This is a genomic window from Virgibacillus indicus, from assembly GCF_002266285.1.
GTDB lineage: Bacteria > Bacillota > Bacilli > Bacillales > Amphibacillaceae > Virgibacillus_K > Virgibacillus_K indicus.
The window spans coordinates 193,044-212,608 of record NZ_NPMS01000005.1; the positions used below are offsets into that span (position 1 = coordinate 193,044).

17 protein-coding genes are annotated in these 19,565 nt (G+C 35.7%); 9 read left to right on the top strand and 8 right to left on the bottom strand.

The window, feature by feature from the left end:
* Nucleotides 1-127 precede the first annotated feature (127 nt).
* Nucleotides 128-2,992, top strand: a complete 2,865-nt coding sequence (locus CIL03_RS12040; protein ID WP_240508061.1) for an N-acetylglucosaminidase — start codon at nt 128-130, stop codon at nt 2,990-2,992.
* Between the two features lie 103 nt (nt 2,993-3,095).
* Here the strand turns inward: CIL03_RS12040 and CIL03_RS12045 are convergent, their stop codons facing one another.
* Entirely contained in the window at nt 3,096-4,280 is a 1,185-nt protein-coding gene (locus CIL03_RS12045; RefSeq protein WP_094886111.1) for an O-antigen ligase family protein, read from the bottom strand.
* A 289-nt stretch (nt 4,281-4,569) separates the two neighbouring features.
* On the opposite strand from CIL03_RS12045, the gene tagD (CIL03_RS12050) reads away from it, so the two are divergent.
* The 6 genes from tagD (CIL03_RS12050) (at nt 4,570) to csaB (ending at nt 11,681) form a co-directional block, all read left to right on the top strand.
* Complete coding sequence (gene tagD, locus CIL03_RS12050) at nt 4,570-4,968, top strand: glycerol-3-phosphate cytidylyltransferase (protein WP_094886112.1); 399 nt, start codon at nt 4,570-4,572, stop codon at nt 4,966-4,968.
* Nucleotides 4,961-6,142, top strand: a complete 1,182-nt coding sequence (locus CIL03_RS12055) for a CDP-glycerol glycerophosphotransferase family protein (protein WP_094886113.1) — start codon at nt 4,961-4,963, stop codon at nt 6,140-6,142. The genes tagD (CIL03_RS12050) and CIL03_RS12055 overlap by 8 nt, the downstream gene beginning before the upstream one ends.
* A 225-nt stretch (nt 6,143-6,367) precedes the next feature.
* On the top strand, nt 6,368-7,102 hold the full coding sequence (locus tag CIL03_RS12060; RefSeq protein WP_094886114.1) for a WecB/TagA/CpsF family glycosyltransferase: 735 nt from the start codon (nt 6,368-6,370) through the stop codon (nt 7,100-7,102).
* The gene (locus CIL03_RS12065) at nt 7,099-8,655 is read left to right on the top strand and encodes a putative polysaccharide biosynthesis protein (protein WP_094886115.1); all 1,557 of its coding nucleotides are present in this window, start codon (nt 7,099-7,101) and stop codon (nt 8,653-8,655) included. The genes CIL03_RS12060 and CIL03_RS12065 overlap by 4 nt, the downstream gene beginning before the upstream one ends.
* A 30-nt stretch (nt 8,656-8,685) precedes the next feature.
* A complete protein-coding gene (locus CIL03_RS12070; RefSeq protein WP_240508062.1) occupies nt 8,686-10,575 on the top strand; it encodes a DUF5693 family protein in 1,890 nt (629 codons plus the stop codon).
* Entirely contained in the window at nt 10,575-11,681 is a 1,107-nt protein-coding gene (gene csaB, locus CIL03_RS12075; protein WP_094886116.1) for a polysaccharide pyruvyl transferase CsaB, read from the top strand. The genes CIL03_RS12070 and csaB overlap by 1 nt, the downstream gene beginning before the upstream one ends.
* On the opposite strand, the gene CIL03_RS12080 is transcribed toward csaB, so the two are convergent.
* From CIL03_RS12080 to CIL03_RS12105, 6 genes are all read right to left on the bottom strand, one after another.
* A complete protein-coding gene (locus tag CIL03_RS12080; RefSeq protein ID WP_094886117.1) occupies nt 11,665-13,002 on the bottom strand; it encodes an ArnT family glycosyltransferase in 1,338 nt (445 codons plus the stop codon). The two genes, csaB and CIL03_RS12080, sit on opposite strands and share 17 nt — an antisense overlap.
* A 24-nt stretch (nt 13,003-13,026) precedes the next feature.
* Nucleotides 13,027-13,368, bottom strand: coding sequence for an EamA family transporter (locus tag CIL03_RS12085; protein WP_094886118.1), 342 nt, complete (start codon nt 13,366-13,368; stop codon nt 13,027-13,029).
* The gene (locus CIL03_RS12090; RefSeq protein WP_094886119.1) at nt 13,368-13,745 is read right to left on the bottom strand and encodes a DUF2304 domain-containing protein; all 378 of its coding nucleotides are present in this window, start codon (nt 13,743-13,745) and stop codon (nt 13,368-13,370) included. Before CIL03_RS12090 ends, CIL03_RS12085 begins: the two co-directional genes overlap by 1 nt.
* Nucleotides 13,746-13,753: 8 nt before the next feature.
* The gene (locus CIL03_RS12095) at nt 13,754-14,473 is read right to left on the bottom strand and encodes a glycosyltransferase family 2 protein (RefSeq protein ID WP_420855412.1); all 720 of its coding nucleotides are present in this window, start codon (nt 14,471-14,473) and stop codon (nt 13,754-13,756) included.
* Between the two features lie 209 nt (nt 14,474-14,682).
* On the bottom strand, nt 14,683-15,732 hold the full coding sequence (locus tag CIL03_RS12100) for a glycosyltransferase family 4 protein (RefSeq protein ID WP_094886121.1): 1,050 nt from the start codon (nt 15,730-15,732) through the stop codon (nt 14,683-14,685).
* A gap of 213 nt (nt 15,733-15,945) precedes the next feature.
* A complete protein-coding gene (locus CIL03_RS12105) occupies nt 15,946-16,677 on the bottom strand; it encodes a glycerophosphodiester phosphodiesterase (protein WP_094886122.1) in 732 nt (243 codons plus the stop codon).
* Between the two features lie 219 nt (nt 16,678-16,896).
* On the opposite strand from CIL03_RS12105, the gene tagD (CIL03_RS12110) reads away from it, so the two are divergent.
* Both tagD (CIL03_RS12110) and CIL03_RS12115 read left to right on the top strand, forming a co-directional pair.
* Nucleotides 16,897-17,295 carry a glycerol-3-phosphate cytidylyltransferase gene (tagD, locus tag CIL03_RS12110; RefSeq protein ID WP_094886123.1) on the top strand — a complete coding sequence of 133 codons (399 nt, stop codon included), beginning with the start codon at nt 16,897-16,899 and terminating at the stop codon, nt 17,293-17,295.
* Nucleotides 17,292-18,443, top strand: a complete 1,152-nt coding sequence (locus CIL03_RS12115; protein ID WP_165767950.1) for a CDP-glycerol glycerophosphotransferase family protein — start codon at nt 17,292-17,294, stop codon at nt 18,441-18,443. The genes tagD (CIL03_RS12110) and CIL03_RS12115 overlap by 4 nt, the downstream gene beginning before the upstream one ends.
* Nucleotides 18,444-18,451: 8 nt before the next feature.
* Here CIL03_RS12115 and CIL03_RS12120 read toward each other — a convergent pair whose 3' ends face one another.
* Entirely contained in the window at nt 18,452-19,528 is a 1,077-nt protein-coding gene (locus CIL03_RS12120; RefSeq protein ID WP_094886124.1) for a glycosyltransferase family 4 protein, read from the bottom strand.
* Between the last annotated feature and the right edge of the window lie 37 nt (nt 19,529-19,565).

Sequence of the window (19,565 nt, forward strand, 5' to 3'; positions counted from 1 at the left end):
AACTGGTGTAAAATCTGCGATAATATTAATGTTGGATTCTATGGAAGGATGTGGTAATATTTTAAGTTTGTTTTAGTATTTTTAGATCTTAATGCTATTTTTCGGTCAATCATGATAGGAGAGATAAATGAATACTTTTAAAAAAATATGTCTAGTTATTTTTGTATTTACATTGGTATTTCAATCTACTAGTCTACCAATATTTGCAATTTCTAATGTAGATCAGGATGATATACATACAGTTAATGCAACTATCGTCACGACTGAAGATGAAATAGAAGTTCCTCTGTACAAGGAACAACCTATACCTAGTGAAATAATATTGAATCTTAACCAAAACGATGTTGTATTAATCCTGGAAAAAATGGATGAATTCTCACTTGTAGAATATAAAGATATTGAAACTAAAAAAATTACACAAGGTCTTGTTGACAATGCAAATCTATTATTAGCTGATGAGAATATTGAAAATGAGGCTGATACAGATGAAGATAAGAATGATCACTCTGAAACAGTTACGGAAGATGATTCTTTAGATGAGAGTAAAGATTCTACTGAAGAGGCTGCTGAAGAAGAATCTTCAGATAGCAATTCGCAAGATCAAACACCTGATGTAACAGGCGATGATCAAGTAGAAGAATCAATCTCTAAGTCTACCATTGATTCAGCTGCTGATGAATCAACTGATAATAATGATTCTGCAGTTACTAAGGACATAGAAGATTCTAAATCTATTACTGATGAGAATAAGAAACAAAAAATGGATGATAAGAAAAACCAAAGAATGATGACTTTTTCTTCTAAGACATCCAAAGTTGCAACTAACAATCAAGTAGCTTATTACGGTGTAGCATTACAGAATCCAACACATATTTATGCTTCACAATCTGTTCAATCAAGTAATATACTTAAATCTTATGAACAAGGTTCTATTCTTAAGTATTATAAGTTAAATGATAGCTGGTATGAAACTGGCGTTTATATTAACGGCAACTATCATATAGGCTATATTCATAAGTCTCATGTGGAAAACACAATACAAAATCCAGAATGGCTTAATGGGGTTGCTTTAAAAAGTTCTACTCCCGTTTACACAAAGGCTTCTACCAGTTCTAAAGCTTTAAAATCTTATCCTACTGGTTCAATTCTTAAATACAGTACCTTTTCTAATAATTGGTATCAAACCGGCGTTTATATTAACGGAGTGAAGAAAACTGGATATATTCATAAGTTCCATGTGGAAAATGCAATTCAAAATCCAGTATGGCTTGATGGAGTTGCTTTGAAAAGTCCTACTTCCGTTTATACTGATGCTTCTACCAGTTCTAAAGCTTTAAAATCTTATCCTACTGGTTCAATTCTTAAATACAGTACCTTTTCTAATAATTGGTATCAAACAGGTGTTTATATTAACGGAGTGAAGAAAACTGGATATATTCATAAGTCCCATGTGGAAAACGCAATTCAAAATCCAGAATGGCTTAATGGGGTTGCTTTAAAAAGTCCTACTTCCGTTTACACTGATGCTTCTACCAGTTCTAAGGCTTTGAAGTCTTATCCTACTGGTTCGATCCTGACATACAGTACGTTTTCTAATAATTGGTATGAAACAGGCGTTTATATTAACGGAGTGAAGAAAACTGGATATATTCATAAGTCCCATGTGGAAAACGCAATTCAAAATCCAGAATGGCTTAATGGGGTTGCTTTAAAAAGTCCTACTTCCGTTTACACTGATGCTTCTATCAGTTCTAAGGCTTTGAAGTCTTATCCTACTGGTTCGATCCTGACATACAGTACGTTTTCTAATAATTGGTATGAAACAGGCGTTTATATTAACGGAGTGAAGAAAACTGGATACATTCATAAATCTCATGCGGAAACAATTACTGATAATCAAAAATCATTGTCTGGCTATGGTATAAAAAATCCTACCAAGGTTTATTCTTTGGCTTCCAAACAATCAAAACCATTAAAAGTATATAACTATGGTAGTAAGCTAAAGTTTAAAACATTTACTAAAAATTGGTATGAAGCTACTGTCTATATAAATGGGCAAAAGCATACAGGATATATCCATACAAAAGATATAACTTTCGAAGATATTGCAGTTAAAACAAATTACAATTTAACACTTGCTGATGCTTTAGAAATTCAAAAGACAGCTAATCCTCAAACAACGAATGAATATAATACTTTTGTTTCAAAAGATTGGATCAACAACAATAAAGTAACTGCTGATGTATTAAATGTCAGAGGTGGCCCGAGTACTAGCTATTGGGTTGTTGGTCAATTAACCAAAGGACAACATGTAACAGTTCTTAATGAGTCTGGAGGCTGGTATCAAATTGAATATACAAAAAAACATCAATTTGTAAATGCTAGCCCAGATGATGTATTACAATACCTTAACCCAAATAATTTCGTTAATGATAAAAGGCAGCAATTCCAATTTCTTGACCTATCAAGAAACAGTGCAGCTACTGCTAGCGTTCTTAATAAGTATCTACAAGGAAAAGGAACACTTTCTGGCCAAGGAAAAGCATTTATTGATGCTGGAAATACACATGGTATAAGTGATGTTTATTTAATTTCCCATGCTATTCTGGAAACTGGAAATGGAAGTTCCACGCTTGCAACTGGTGTGAATTATAGAGGAGTAACCGTCTACAACATGTTCGGTATTGGAGCATATGACAGCTGCCCTATAGACTGTGGAGCGAAGAAAGCATATGAAGAAGGCTGGACAACGCCATATAAAGCTATCGTAGGTGGAGCTGGATTTATTGGCAACAGTTATATTAAATCTGGTTTAAACACATTATACAAAATGCGATGGAATCCTCAAGCAATGGATTTGACAGGAGCTTACGGAAAACAATATGCCACCGATATTGGTTGGGCATCTAAACAAGTAAATTCCATGTATAATCTTTATCAGCAATTAGATTCATATGTTCTATTTTTAGATATCCCTGTTTACAGGAGATAATAATAAATTAAACAGAGTTAAAATAGCGCCATAATTACATGTAAAGTAATTATGGCGCTGTTTTTTTTCATATAAGCTATTCAAATAGCCGGATTAGATATCATTATCCACCCATTTGGCTGTTATTTTTTTCATTAAAATTTATACCTATCAGAATAATCACCCATTGAAGCATTGCTATAGAGTAATTGTTTTGAAATAATGTGAGTTCAAAATTCTCGTATACCAATATTCCTATAAAGAAACATGCTGAAATTCTACTAACATAATTATCCAGATTTTTAATAAGCAATAACCATATTGCGTAAAGCAGGAAAATGAAGAGAATCAGTCCTATTATCCCAGTTTCAATTAATACTTGCAGGTATTGGTTATGTGAGGTGAGGGTTGTATCTGTAATATCTCTAGCATTGGTTCCTAAGCCATACCCGAATAATGGATTTTCAATTATTTTATTAATAATTCTATCCCATAATTCACTTCGCCCTGAATATAGGGACTTTCCTAATAATTGAATACTCAGATTATCCAAAAATAAACCAATAGCTGTATTTTGGATTTTAATATAAATAAATAGAAATAGTATATTAAATGCAATAGTAACATAAAAAATATAATGAAATAGCTTCCTATAGTACTTTGAAAACAACCAACTTATTAATATTACCCCAAATGCAATCAGGACTGAGCGAGTATTAGTTGCATAAATTAATACAAAATTCATTCCTATTAAAGAAATAAAATAGATTTTCTCTATTCTATTACTATATTTAACTATCAGAACTTTAAAGTAAAATAAGCAAAAAAGCAGAACTGCCAAATAGTTAGGGTTTCGAAAGATACTCTTAAAGCGATGAACTGAGAAATCTGAAAGAATCCAATGTGCAAATAAAAGAATCAAAGTAAGTCCAGAAATATATCCTAAAAGTTTAATATGTCTGGTCGACCATTTAACTCTGATCAGTCCTAGAATGAATAAATAAAGCAACATCAACTGACAATAATATAGACTATCTACTTTGTTAGTTGTTATAAAGCTTAAACTATTTATTATCATCATTAAGGCAATAGACCAATAAATCATTTTTAAGCTCGAATTATATGTTTCTCTAACTATAAAGCTTTTTATTAACATTAATAGCATAAAAACAAATGACAAATAAATACTTAGTTCTCCAATATTTTTTAAGACTTCGTACTGTGTTCGGATCATTGTATTTAGTATCAGCAATATAAATATTTGCACCAAAAACATAGATTCAATTTTAATTGAATTATTGTTAACCATTTAGCCGCTCCTTTTATTGCCATATATTTTTAAAAATAATAATATCAAATACAACTATAGATTAAAAATAAATTTTACTATTTTACTAGTAATTTCGCTATGTAAGATAATTTTACACAATATTTCTATTTTTTAACGTAACAATTAACACTTACATAAACTTCTTGTTTTCTTTACAAGAATCTCATAGTATAATAATATGTAGAGTTTTTGTTAAAAGTTTGTTAAGACAATGTAAAGGAAATATAGTATTATATAATTAAGAATTTTTACCGGAGGTTTTTTTATAATGAAGAAAGTAATCACATATGGAACATTCGATTTGCTCCATACTGGACATATAAACTTATTACGTCGCGCTAAAGAATACGGTGATTATCTAATTGTCGCCATTTCAGCAGATGAATTCAATGCACTTAAAGGAAAAAAAGCATATTATACGTTTGAACAGCGTAAAGCGATTTTGGAAGCTATTCGCTATGTAGATGAAGTAATTCCTGAGAGTACATGGGAACAGAAGGTAGAAGATGTTAAAAAACATGATGTTGATGTCTTCGTAATGGGTGATGACTGGAAAGGAAAGTTCGACTTTCTGAATGATCATTGTGAAGTTGTCTACTTACCTCGTACTGTCGGGATATCAACAACTAAAATTAAAACAGATTTGACTAAAGCAAATAATGGCTAGAGAATTAGGAATTACAATCTACCTTTTTGTTTTCCGTATACTCTTTAATATGTTTAAACTTTTTCCCCAAAAGAAGAAAACAATTGGTGTTGCTTCATTTGGGGATAATCTATTTTATACAGTGAATTCATTAAACAATCTGGCAGATGAGGAAATTATCATATTAAAAGACCCCTCCTGCCGCTATGAATTCGATTCATCCGTAGGCAGCATTATTCCTTTTGATATAAAACAGCCTGTTTCCTTTTTGAAATCTATCTACCATCTTGCCACAGCAACGACTATTTTGGTAGATACCTATTTTGGCTTTTTGGCAGCTGCTACTTTCAGAAAAGGAACGACATGTATTCAGCTTTGGCATGCAGGCGGGGCTATTAAGCATTTTGGATTAATGGATCCTTCCAATGAGTTCCGAAGTGTAAAGGCGATTGAGCGTTTTCAGCAGGTTTATAACCGATTTGATTATACAGTAGTTGGTTCTGAGAAAATGGCTGATACGTTCCGGGAAAGCTTTGGCTTGCCCGATGAAAAAATGCTTCGGACCGGTATTCCGCGTTCGGACGTTTTGTTTGATGAGAGCGTAAGAAAACAAAGCTGGCAGGATTTAGTGGAAAGGTTTCCTGCTATAAAAGGCAAAAAGATTATATTATATGCCCCAACATTTCGTGAACAGCAGTTAACTAATTATGCACTCGAACTCGATATCAAGCAGCTTTATAAGGCATTATCTGATGAATATGTATTATTTATCAAGCTTCATCCGGCTGTTTCCAGTAATATCAGTTTTTCCTATGGGGATTTTGTGTTTGATGTGTCTGATTACAAAGATACAAATGCTTTATTGCTCATAACAGATTTGCTGATCACTGATTATTCCTCGATTCCCTTTGAATATGCATTGCTCGAAAAACCAATGATTTTCTTTGCATATGATCTGGAAGAATATAGAGTGACCAGTGGCTTAATAGAAGATTATGAGAATCAAATGCCAGGACCCGTTGTTGCATCTACTGAGGCTATCATTCTGGCAATCAGCGAAGACCGCTTCGATATTAATCGAATCAGGGCTTTTGCAGATGATTGGAATAAATACTCCAATGGCAATTCAAGTTTAAATTTATCGAGATTTTTAACTGGTACAGAAGAAAAGGAAAAAGAAGAAGTACTTGTCTAAAAGCTTTTTTGGAAGATAACTCTTTCAAAAGGGCTTTTTTATTTAGGCTATTTTAAGAAACTGTTAAGACTTTGTAAATCATACTGTGTTTTTGGTAAAACTGTAATATGATTAACCTGATTTATAAATCCGGACTCATTTAAAACAACTTCTTGTTTCCTGGCTGCTATGTTATATTTATCGAAAGTATAGTTGTTTTCCAATCAAAAGGAGTCTGATTTTTTCATGAAACATGTAACCATTATGGGAATACCATTTATACATATCGATCAGCAGGGATTTGTCTCATTATTACAAGGACATATCGAACAAAAGAAGAAAACCTTTGTTATTACCGCAAACCCCGAGGTTGTCATAAAGGCAAACGAAGACGCAGCATTTATGGAATATATAAAACAAGCAACCTATATCACCGCCGATGGAATCGGTATAGTGAAGGGAGCACAAATCCTGAATAATCCGCTGCCGGGCCGTGTAACAGGCTATGACACCATGATGCAATTATTAGATATCGCCAATAAAGAAAACTATAAAATATTCCTTCTTGGTGCACAGAGGGAAACATTGGATAAGACAATTGAGAAAATATCCATCAACTATCCCGGTGTGAATATTGTTGGTTCACATGATGGATACTTTAACTGGGAAGATAACGACATTGCAGATCGAGTTGCTGAATTAAAACCCGACATTACATTCGTAGCATTAGGTGTTCCAAAACAGGAGAAATGGATAGCAGAGAACCTGCATAAATTTAACTATGGTGTTTTTATGGGAATTGGCGGCAGCTTTGATGTTATAGCAGGAACTGTAAAACGGGCACCAGTATTTTGGCAGAAATTGAATCTGGAATGGTTTTACCGATTACTGAAGCAGCCAAGCCGCTGGAGACGCATGATTGCTCTGCCGCGGTTTGCCATACAAATTATCAAACAGCGAATGAAGGGGCCGTCTTCATGAGTCAATCAGCTTTTGTCAAAAGCACATTAATCTTAACTGTGGCTACACTGATTTCAAAACTATTGGGCAGTATATTTCGCATACCACTGCAAAATATTGCTGGGGATGAAGTGCTTGGAATCTTCAGCTTAGTCTACCCTGTCTATATGGTTGCCCTTATTTTATCGGTAGCAGGTATTCCAATTGCAATCTCCAAGCTGATTGCCGAAGCAAAGGCCAAAAATGAACAGCAATCTATTAAGGAAATATATATTACTGCAAGTATTCTGGCTTTATTATTTGGCATCATAAGCTTCTCGCTGATATACAGCTTTTCCTCACCAATTGCTGCTGCATTGGGCGGTTCCACAACACGTTTAGCACTGATCGTGGTTGCTGCAACGTTACTGATCGCACCATATATGGCAGTTTACAGAGGCTTTTTCCAAGGGTTTGGAGATATGAGGCCTACAGCAATTTCACAGGTAATCGAACAGTTTATTCGTGTCAGCTTGATACTTGCTGTTGCATATATTTTAGTTATGAGAGATTATTCAAATGAAATTGTTGCTGGTGGATTGATGACAGGTTCAGTTGTTGGAGCGTTCGTCTCCCTTGTGTATTTAAGAATAAAATATAACCGTTCTTTTTTTAAGGTCGCCTCGGCTAAAAAATACTCTTTTTCTTTATTTTCCAAATGGAGTAAAAGAATATTAAACGTTTCGATACCAATTGCAATTGGAACGATTACGATGGCTTTAATGAATTTCGTGGATTCATTTACAATTCCTTATGGCCTTAAAGCTTCTGAAGCTGCAGCAGATGGAATAAATTATTTATATGGGATATATGGGCGCGGGCTTTCTCTTGTCCAGATTGCAACTGTATTTGCAACATCCATCGTGCTGCCTTTGATTCCATTAATTACTAAACAATTAGCAAATAAGGATTACCAACAAACGAGAGTTACGATTGAAAAGTCTTATCGTATGACACATATAATTTCCTGGCCGGCAGCAATCGGGCTTTTCTCCCTGACACTGCCTTTGAATCTGGCGTTGTTTACCAATATTGAGGGAAGCTGGGTGCTGGCAATTATAGGCTTAAGCTCTGTTTTTACATCCTTTACTATATTAGGCACAGGTATTTTACAAGGAATGAATTTTGCTAAAGCTGCTGCTATCATTATTTTGTCAGGTGTTGTGATAAAAGTTTTTTCGAATATTTATTTGATCAATTTATTTGGTTTAAATGGTGCGGCCTTGTCAACATTGATTGTATATATCCTTTTATTCGCAGTTAACACTCTTTATTTATTTAAAAAATTGCGCTTTACTCCCTTGAACACGGAAACAGTGAAGATCATTCTCGCCTCGGTAACAATGGGCGCTGTTATAGGGATACCAACATTATTAATAGGTTTTGAAGGCTGGACTCGATTCCAAGCTTCATTGTACTTATTCGCAGCTATTTTATTTGGAATTGCTATTTATCTTCTGCAATTATTTGTATTCAAGATAATTGATAAAAAAGATTTAAAACGTCTTCCTCTGGCTGAGAAATTCATTAAATAACATCAGGTACAGAGAATAAGGAGAAATAATATGGTTAAACAAAAATGGATTTGGAGTGCCTTACTTTTATTACTTCTGGTTTCTTCCCTTGGAATATATGACAGATGGGTGACCGAGACAGAAAATAATACCTACGAAATTGCAGTTCCCTATCATGAAATTCAGAGTCTTGCGGCAGATAGCGCTATGACGCTAGATGAAGTAATTTCCGCGTTAAAGGAGGCTGGCCTGAACACGATCAGTCTAAATCCGACGTCATTATATGATTTGGAACAAAAAGAGATTATCACCATCTATGAAGAAGATATTTTATATGATGTTTTGCAGTTTACTGACATTGGTGATGACTTCAATCCGGAAAATGAAGGTTATTACATTACTATCCCGGAGTTACCTTATTATCAAGCGTTAATTACTGATTTTTTTAATCCAGACAAATTAACCATTGGGGACAATTCTTTTTATTTTATCGCTAAAGATAAGAATACAAAACTATCCACTGCCATTGGATTTGATGAAACAGCAATGAAACAAATAAAAAGTCAGGATCTTGATTACATTCTAAGAATCGAAAATGACAGCAGTACAATAAATAATCAAAATACGGTAAATACATTACTTGATCTAAAGGATGACAATAATTCACGCCTGTTATTCTCCGGACAGGATGTTATTGGTTATCCCAATATGCAGAATGTAACTGCCTGGACAGATCAGCTTCATGAGGCTGGCTATCATTTCTATACCATTGAATTTGCACAGCAAAAAGGGCTGCAGACAATTGCGCGAAATACGGATTACAATACCATTCGCTTACATAGTATAAATTTAGATAATAAAACGCTGGATAAGAATATCGAGCAGGCAATAAGAGCTGTGAAAGAACGCAATATCCGCTCCATTTTCTTTCATATCCAGTCGGGGGATTCACAGGAAAGCTTAAATAATGCAAAGGCATTTGTTGAAGGTGTTCACAACGGAATGCCAGAACACTTTAATCCAGGTCCACCAGAACCCTTTAATACTTTTTCCATCCCAGTTTGGATGACAGCAATTGTTCTTGCTGCAGGTACTCTATTTACTTATTTAGCTGCAGGCGTTATGCGCAATAAGAAGCTTCAGCTTGCCGCATCTGTCTTTATGCTAATACTTACAATCGCTTATTTCCTTTTAAATAAACTGCTGATCTTGCAAGCTTTTGCATTGATCATCGCAGTGATTACACCAATTTACGCTGTACTGTCTACTGCAAAATTGGAAACGAATAAGATCAGCAAAATTACGTTTCAATTCCTCAAAGCGATTGGAATTAGCTTTGCCGGTATTATTATTGTAGTTGGTATCCTGAACGGAAATGCATTCATAACCGGTTTTGAAATTTTTAGAGGAGTAAAATTGGTTTACGCGATTCCTATTCTGGTTACAGCTGTACTTTTATTTTGGAGGATAGCATTTAAGCTAGTAAGGGACCATGGATTTACTTTGCTGAAGGCCGAAGTTAAATACTGGCATCTGCTCATTTTTCTTTTGATAGCCGCTGTTGGCTTTTATTATCTTAGCCGAACAGGGAACGCTGGTACTGTCAGTGAAATCGAATTAATCATTCGTTCCACAATGGAAGAAATTCTGTATGTAAGACCAAGAACAAAAGAATTCTTGATTGGCTTTCCTTTCTATATTCTAGCCCTCTATGTAATGGGCTGGAATAAGATCATCGGCAAGCTGCTGCTAATACCTGGTGTGATCGGGTTCTTATCAATCATGAACACATTTACGCATTTTCATATCCCATTACACCTATCCCTATTACGCACCATCTATAGTATTGTCATTGGATATGCGATCGGTATGCTATTTATATACGTATATAAAATTTGCACCCCTTACATCGTTAAAATCTATAAAAAGAGGTGGAACTAATGCATGTTGTGTTGTCTGGTTATTACGGGTTTGATAACGTCGGAGATGAAGCTATTTTGTTTTCGATCATAAATGCCCTAAAAAATTTGCAGCCTGAAATTGAAATCACGGTGCTGTCTAATAAGCCAGAATCTACGAAAGAAACGTATAAGGTAAATGCAGTTAACCGAAGGAATATTAAAGAAATAGCTCGCGCAATAAAGGAAGCTGACGGTCTTATAAGTGGTGGCGGGAGCCTCATGCAGGACCGGACTGGAATAAAGTCCATTCCATACTATGCAGGAATTATTAAACTAGCGAAATTGCATAAAAAGCCCGTTTTCATCTATGCTCAAGGAATGGGGCCAATGAAGCGTTCTCTTTCTAAATGGATTGTGAAACACACACTCAATAAAGTAGAGAATATTACCGTCAGGGATCAGGATTCGAAAGGTCTGCTTAAGGAAATTGGTGTAAAACAACTGTCTTCAATCGTTCCTGATCCAGTATTAGGTCTGGATTCCAGTGATTTTATTAATAACTGGAAAGAAGCACATAAATTAGAGAAACCTATTATCACTGTAAGCGTAAGAAAATGGGAGACGAATACACCATATAAAAAACGAATTGCAAAATGTCTGGATCAGCTTGTCCAGACAGGCAATACGGTTGTATTTGTTCCAATGCATGGAAAACAAGATGAGGAGACATCAAAGGAAACAGCTGCATTAATGCAAGAAAAAAGCCTTATTTCCCCTGCAGACGCTTCGATTGAAGAAAAAATAGCCCTAATCGGTGAATCGAAGCTGCTGATTGGAATGAGGCTGCACTCCCTTATTTTTTCAGCAGTCACGTATACTCCTTTTGCAGCTCTTTCCTATGACCCTAAAATTGATGCATTTGCATCCATCTGTGAACAGCCGGTAGCAGGTCATGTTGAGAAAGAGGATTGGGATGAACATACGTTATTTGAAATCGTTACTAACTCCATGAATGATGTTTCCCAGCAGGATAAACTGAAAACTAAAGTCAGAGAATACCAAAAGCAAGCACTCACAACCCCTGAGCTTGCATTGCATACATTTAAAACGGGCACAGTCCCCTCTACGATTAATGTTTTAAAGTAGTGGAGGACTGTGCCCTTATTATCGCTTTCAGTCTATTAACGGTAGTTACTGCTGCATAACCAGTTAATATACACACAATCGGCATAATGAAAAATCCGTATCTTGGAATCGTCAGGAAAAGATTTGACAATAGGATATACATAACTAATATTGCGGTGATTGCCAAGGTTTCTTTCTTACGGGAAATAAAAGCGGTCAGAAACGCTATGATAACTATAAATAGATGCATTTTTTTAATATAGGTCAGTGCCCAATGCGAGTAAAAGTAGATTCCATCAGGGATTTTAAATAGCTCGTATGTCTTCCCTACAGTGAACCAGGAAAGCCAAAGACCAAAATCATTTTGAAACCCCTCTTTAATTTTCATATGAGCAAATTCCTTCTGGTCCATTCCTAAGCTTTCCTTCTCTTTTAAATAATCCGCTGCCGGGTATATGCCAAACGGATTACTTCCCGCATACCAGCTGTTGCCTGAATGGGTAGAGAATAATATGAATTCGTTGAACAGAATAAAGTTTCGTATCACCCATGGTAAAATTACCAGCATTGCTCCGAATGCCCAAATAACCCCAGCACCTAACCACGCTTTGTACTGCTTCCTGTGTTTGATAATAATTATAGCAAAAGCAATTAAAACTAGTGGTGCGATAACAGGCCTTATCATTACCCCGTAGCAAAATACAACTGCGAATAAGAAGTGGAATAACTTTTTATTTGTTTCAAGGGCAATCAGAAATAGATAGATCGCAAGGCAAAAGAAAAAAATAGCCGGTATCTCTGTTAATGCCATCCGGAAATAATGGAGCGGCGGGAAATATACAGCATAAAGGCCGCTGGCAATCACACCCATCCAGCGGTTTTTAAAGACCTTTGCTGTAATTAAGTAGATAAGATAAACCGTTCCTATGCTAATGGCCATATTAAATAATTTTACCATCGTCATTTGTTCTAAATTGAATAAATCTGCTGCACTGAATAATAATACCAGGATCAACGGATAGCCTGGTGTAACAAAAGCATTGCTTTCAACGATATCTGTATTATGTGTATCAAAGCCATATACACCGTGCTCTATGATCTGATTTGCCATTTTTGAATAAAGGTAAGCATCACGGCTTCCATAAAGCCAAGTATGCTCTTTTAGCTTTGCTGTCGCTTCATCCATTTCACCATCCTGAACCATTTGTTCCAATTGCTCAGGAGGTATTTGATTAAAGTTCTCTCCCGGATGCTTTATTAGAAAATAAATATGTACCATTGCAGAAAATGCTATGATTGCAATTAATAGATACATTGGTAGCTTATTAATAAATTGTTTCATCAGTTAAAAACCGCCCCGCTGCTATTACCTAGCTATTAAATATACTCCAAAAACAATAACTGCTGCTCCAGCCCACTGAGTAGGAGTAACAGTCTCCTTAAAAATAGCAAATCCTATAAAAACTCCCAGTACATAAGCCAGACTCTGAAAGGGGTATGCAATGCTAAAAGGCATCTTTGTCAAAATATAAAGCCATAGTACGGTTGCAAATACATAAATCATGCCCCCACCGATAATATATGGTGACTTTATCACATCAATAAGCGTACCTGCTCCCCATGGACCAATTTGGCTCATGCCAGTCTTCCACAGCATCTGTCCGCTGACAAGAAACAATATATTAATAATGAGTAAAATATAATTCATTATTCTTCTTCCTTCTTTTGAGTTTCTTTTTTCATTTGCGCCAATTCCTTTCGATGTTCTTCTTTAAGGAGCGCATATTCCTGTGTTAATACGATCATTTTATTGCTTAAACTGGATATTCGTCTTGTCAGATCAAAAATCATGATCAGTGTACAAAGCAAGCCAAATAAAAAAAGCAAGCTCGGTGCATATGCAATACCTGCGAAATCTGCTAAAAACTCTAATAAATTTTCTGATAAACTTAAAATACCGAGAAAAATGCAGGTAATGATCCATAGAATCGAATACTTTGTTTCCAGTATCCCTCTTCGAACGGATTCAATGACGATAATAAAGAAGATACCTACAATCAAAAAGAAAACCAGCGTGATACTCATAAGCGATACTACTCCTTAACTATTTTTTGCATAAGAATAGACAGTGTTACTTTCCCCATATAGTAAACACTTCTCCACGAAGAAATCGATGATTCTCCACCCTGCCGCTGCTGCATATTAGCTGTAATTTCTTTCATTCTTAAATTCTTTTTATAAAGCTGTATAAGTACTTCCGGCTCCGGGTAATCTTTCGGATAGTTTTTGATAAATAATTCAATAACCCGAGCATTTATCGCCCGATATCCAGATGTTGGATCAGTGAATCGCTGCTTCGTAAGAAACCTCAATATGACATAGAAGTAATAAATCCCTATCCTTCTCATCACACTGCCTCTATAGCTTGTCTTCTTCAAAAATCTTGAACCGATAACCATATCCGCTTCGTCCTTGATAATTGGGTCGATCAATTGGAACAAATCTTCAGCATTATGCTGCCCGTCAGCATCAAATTGCACTGCAATCTCAAATCCATTATTATATGCATATTTATAGCCTGTTTGAACGGCTCCGCCAATGCCTAAGTTTTGCGGAAGTTCTATTTGCACAACCTCAAATTCTCTGGTAATCTCTTTGGTTCTATCATTGGAACCATCATTAACGACACAAATTTCCAGGCTGCTTATTTTTTCTTTCAATCCGGTCAAATTTTCCAGTGTGCTGGCAATGTTTGCTTCTTCATTGTATGCTGGTACGATAATCAGGATTTTTGGAGTATCGAGTAAACTCAACATGCCCCTCTCCTTCCATTTCTCTCTATTGTAACTAGTGTTCCACTAGTTGAGGTTTATGGTAATAGCATGTACATTTTCTGGTGTTTTATGTTTCAAAACACTATTTAAATCCTCTATGCTGATAATTTGAAAAGAGGCTTCTGATGCTTTGGCAATTTCCGAAATTATCCAGTAAAAAAGTATATACCTGAAAGTCAGTCGTACAATTATTTCTTTACTTTATTCCCATCCATTAATTTCAATAGCGGCCGATAATTCTCACTTATCAGGCCTGTCACCTCAACTACCAGTTCAACAATCAACAGGAGTGTAATCAGTATTATTGCAGAGCTCCACATTGTCGTACGGGTTAATAAAATTGCTGCAACACTAAACAAGGCACTAAATGCATAAATCATAACTACGGTTTGCCGATGGGTGAATCCCATTCTTATAATACAGTGATGCAAATGGAATTTATCTGGTGCGGCTATTGGCTTTTTGTGAATAATTCGGCGGATAATCGCAAAACTCGTATCAATTATTGGTATGGCTAAGACAATAATTGGAACAATCAATGAAAATACAGCAACATTTTTATATAATCCCATAACAGCTAAGACACTAATCATAAACCCTAGAAATAAAGATCCCGTATCTCCCATAAAAATCTTCGCTGGATGAAAATTATATACAAGAAACCCTAAGGTACTGCCTAATAAGGCTAATCCAATTAATGCAATGAAGGTATCTCCCATTGAGATAGCCAGACCAGAAATTGTCAGCAATGCGATGGAAGACACTCCAGCTGCCAGTCCATCCAGACCATCCATTAGATTAATAGCGTTTGTAATTGCTACAATCCAGATGATTGAAATCGGGATCGCAAAGTACCCGAATTCAATTTTATCTCCAAAAGGCAAGGTGATAAATTCAATTTGAACTCCACCAAGCACTGTTACTGCAGCAGCTGCTAATTGACCGGCAAGTTTCGTTTTTGATGAAAGTTCGATAAGATCATCTAAGACTCCGGTTGCAATGATAATCATGGCACCTGCCATAATTGCCCAATTGGATATACTTTCAGGCCAGAACACAAGAAAACCAACCAGAAAGCTTAAGATAATCGCTAAGCCTCCTAATCTTGGCATTAATTTATTATGAACTTTTCTATCATTCGGTTTGTCAACAGCTCCAATTTTAATTGCAAATCGTTTTACAAATGGAGTTATTACCATTGCTGCTAAAAAACAAATCACCAGAGCAGTGTATCCCATTTAAATCCTCCTAATATGTTGGTGCGACTAATAGAATGATAGACAGTGTATGCAGATTTTTATTTATGGAAGCTAAATCCTTACATAATTTTGTTTAGGAAGAAAATTATTTAGGATATAATAAGCTGCCACTGGAAAAATGATTAAATAAAGAGACGTCCTTCTAATAACTCTCCACTTTTTATTTCCTTTTTTACTCATTGGTCTGCCCATTTAAACATACACCTGTTCCAAGTCATCAATTAAATGCGGGTAATTAAATGCTTTATATTTTTCTAATTCGTCCGTTGTAATTAGTATGGAAGGATATTTTTGTAAATATCTCATCTGTTCGAGTGTATTGACTGTCCATACAACCACCTGAATATCCAGCTCCTCGCATTTTTCAATAAAAGATTCATTTAATTCACCGTATCTGACTGCCACATATTTAGCATCCAGCTTATCAATTAAGCGAAAATGCGATCGTTTAAATTTACTGACGAGTGGACCGATTTCTATATCTTTGGAAATTGACCGCATTTTGGCAAGCGATTTATGATTAAAAGAAATAAGATAAACCTGATCTTCCACACCTGTTTTCCTTATCACTTCATATACTTTTTCTTCGATCCCTTTATATAATTTGGGATCCTTCAATTCGATGGATACAACAATCCGGTCCTTTGCAAGAAGGAGCACTTCTTCCAGTGTTGGAATTCTTTCATGGTAATCAATCGTAAATTGCTTTAGTTCTGTTAAAGTAAATTCGCGTATTTCCCCAACCCCGTCAGTCATTCTGTCAATCCTGTTATCATGCATCACAACCGGAATTCCATCCTTACTTAAATGCACATCAAGTTCCATATGTGTATAGCCTAATTCAATAGCTGCCTGAAACGAAGACATTGTGTTCTCTGGATATTTCGCTGGATACCCTCTGTGACCGATTCCTCGTATATTCATGAAATTTCTCCCTTCAGTCTATAAGATTTTGGCTAATGGGTTGATCTACTTTCAATTGTAACTAGTTATTGTTAAGGAAGGATTAGATTAGAGTAAAGTTTCTGTAAATTCTAAATTGATGGTCTGCCTGGAGTAATATTGATTATCTTTTTGTTTACTTTTACTAATTTAGGCATACTACTATTAATAAATGCACATTTTTACCCGGAGGTTTTACCAATGACAAGAGTGATCACATACGGAACATTTGATATTCTTCATACTGGACATATAAATTTATTAAAGCGTGCAAGTGAATACGGAGACTATTTAATTGCAGCAATTTCATCTGATGAATTTAACGCAGTAAAAAATAAAGAGGCATACTATACATTTGAACAGCGAAAGGTCATATTGGAAGCTGTCCGCTTTGTAGATGAAGTAATTCCTGAAGATACGTGGGAGCAAAAGTTAGAGGATATAAAAAAATATCATATTGATATTTTGGTAATGGGAGACGACTGGAAAGGTAAATTCGATTATTTAAACGACTATTGTGAAGTCATCTATCTACCAAGAACTGTCGGTATTTCCACCACTAAAATAAAATCTGATTTAAACAGGTTGAAAAGAAAATGATAAAAGAAATAGTAATTGCTGTTTATCTTCTTATTTTCCGGCTTATTTTTACGGTTTTTAAAATGCTTCCTTTAAAAAAGAAAACTGTTTTTATTGCTTCTTTTGGCCAAAATACGTTGTTTACGGCAGAAGCATTGGAGAAATACACAGATCAGACTGTGATTATTTTGAAAACGAAAAAGTGCATGCTTCATTTCGATAGTTCTGCCAGACGCAAAGTGATCCCTTTTCGTCTGGCAAATCCCATTGGCTGGTTCATTGCTGTATTCCACCTGGCCACCAGTCAAAAGGTGTTTGCAGATAACTACTATGGAATACTCGCTGCAGCTAAATTTAGACAGCATACAAAATGTATCCAATTATGGCATGCTGCCGGTGCGGTTAAAAAATTTGGACTGAAGGATTTATCACTTGGGGAAAGACGGCCCAGTGCTTGCCGGCGGTTTAAGAAAGTGTATCAGAGATTTGATTATGTTGTTGTGGGTTCAGAAAGGATGACAGCTATTTTCCAGGAAGCCTTTGGGTTAGCCGGGAATAGATTTCTGCGTAAAGGCGTTCCCAGAACAGACTTTTTCTTTAATGAAGAGATGAAAATAAAAGCGAAGCAATCCATTACTCATAATTTCCCCATCATCACTGAAAAGAAAGTTATTTTATATGCCCCAACCTATCGTGATGATGAGCTGACAATGAACCAGATTATGATTGATGTGGACAAAATATATGACCGTTTAAAAGAGGATTATATATTATTAATCAGCATCCACCCCGCAGTAACACTGGATGACTTCCAAATGTACCCTGATTTTCTATTCAACGTTTCTAACTATCCGATAAACCACATACTGCTCATTTCTGATGTCCTTATTACAGATTATTCATCTGTTATGTTTGAATTTTCCTTATTGAATAAGCCAATGGTCTTCTATGCCTACGATTTGGAGGAATATTCCCGCACAAAAGGGCTTTGGGAGGACTACGAATCTCTTGTGCCAGGTCCTGTTGTACAAAGCACCGATCAAATCATCGAAGTACTTGTAAAAGAGATTAGCAGCAGAAACATGATAACGGAATTTTCGAAGGAATGGAATACATACTCAAATGGCAGATCTAGTGAAGCTCTTATTAAAGCTATTTATTTTTCTTAGATTATCATTTACCGATTCCTTCTTCTAAATCTAAGCAGCCTTCTCAGTGCAGTCACTACAGGCCGTTTCCCACCCATTACAATTCCTGCAAGCTCTGCGAAAATATGCAGGAGAAAGAGTATAAAAATAGTAATAACCATGGTCAATGTTATAGAAGCATTGGAAAACAGAATCGCCATCACACCAAATAATGCACTGAAGGCATAAATGATTAAAACTGTTTTTCGGTGGCTGTAGCCCGCTGCCAGTAATTGATAATGAATATGCTTATTATCAGCATTCATGATGCTTTCTTTATTATAGGCTCTCCGTACAATCGCAAAAAGTGTATCAAAAATAGGCACTGCCAAAACAATGATGGGAATAATAAAACTGAACAAAGCTATATTTTTAAATAAACCAAGCATGGAAACGACAGCGATCATATAACCCAAAAAGTTGGAACCGCTGTCTCCCATATATATTTTTGCCGGATAAAAGTTATGTCGCAGAAATCCAAGGTTCGCACCAATCAATGTGATACTCAGGTATGCAACCAGAATTTGAACATCAATTATGGCCATAATGAAAATACTTGTTAACGCGATAGTCGTTACTCCCGTAGCAAGCCCATCCAAACCATCAATCAGATTGATGGCATTTGTTATTCCCACAACCCAGAAAACAGTGATAATTACACTAAAAAAACCGAGATCAATCATTCCAATGACTGGCAAGGTAATCCGCTCAATAATGAGTCCTGAGGAAATTAAAAATGAAGCCGCGACAAGCTGCCCTGTCAGTTTAACAACTGGTCTGATGCTAAATCTGTCATCCAGAGCTCCCGTGATAATAATAACGATGGCTCCCATTAGAATTTCAGTAATATAAACATGACTTGGATCCAGATACAGTACCCCGAGAAAGGTTCCCGCAAAAATAGCCAGACCGCCAAGCCTTGGCGTAACGTTTTTATGTATTTTCCGATAGTTCGGCAAATCCACTGCACCAATTTTAACAGCCAGTTTTTTAACCGGATACGTTAATAAAAAGCTCCCGAGAAGTGCAATGAAGAATGCAATAGCCAAATCAGCATAATTAAACATAGGATTCTCCTAAAATTCTTTTGTATGATTCTTGAAT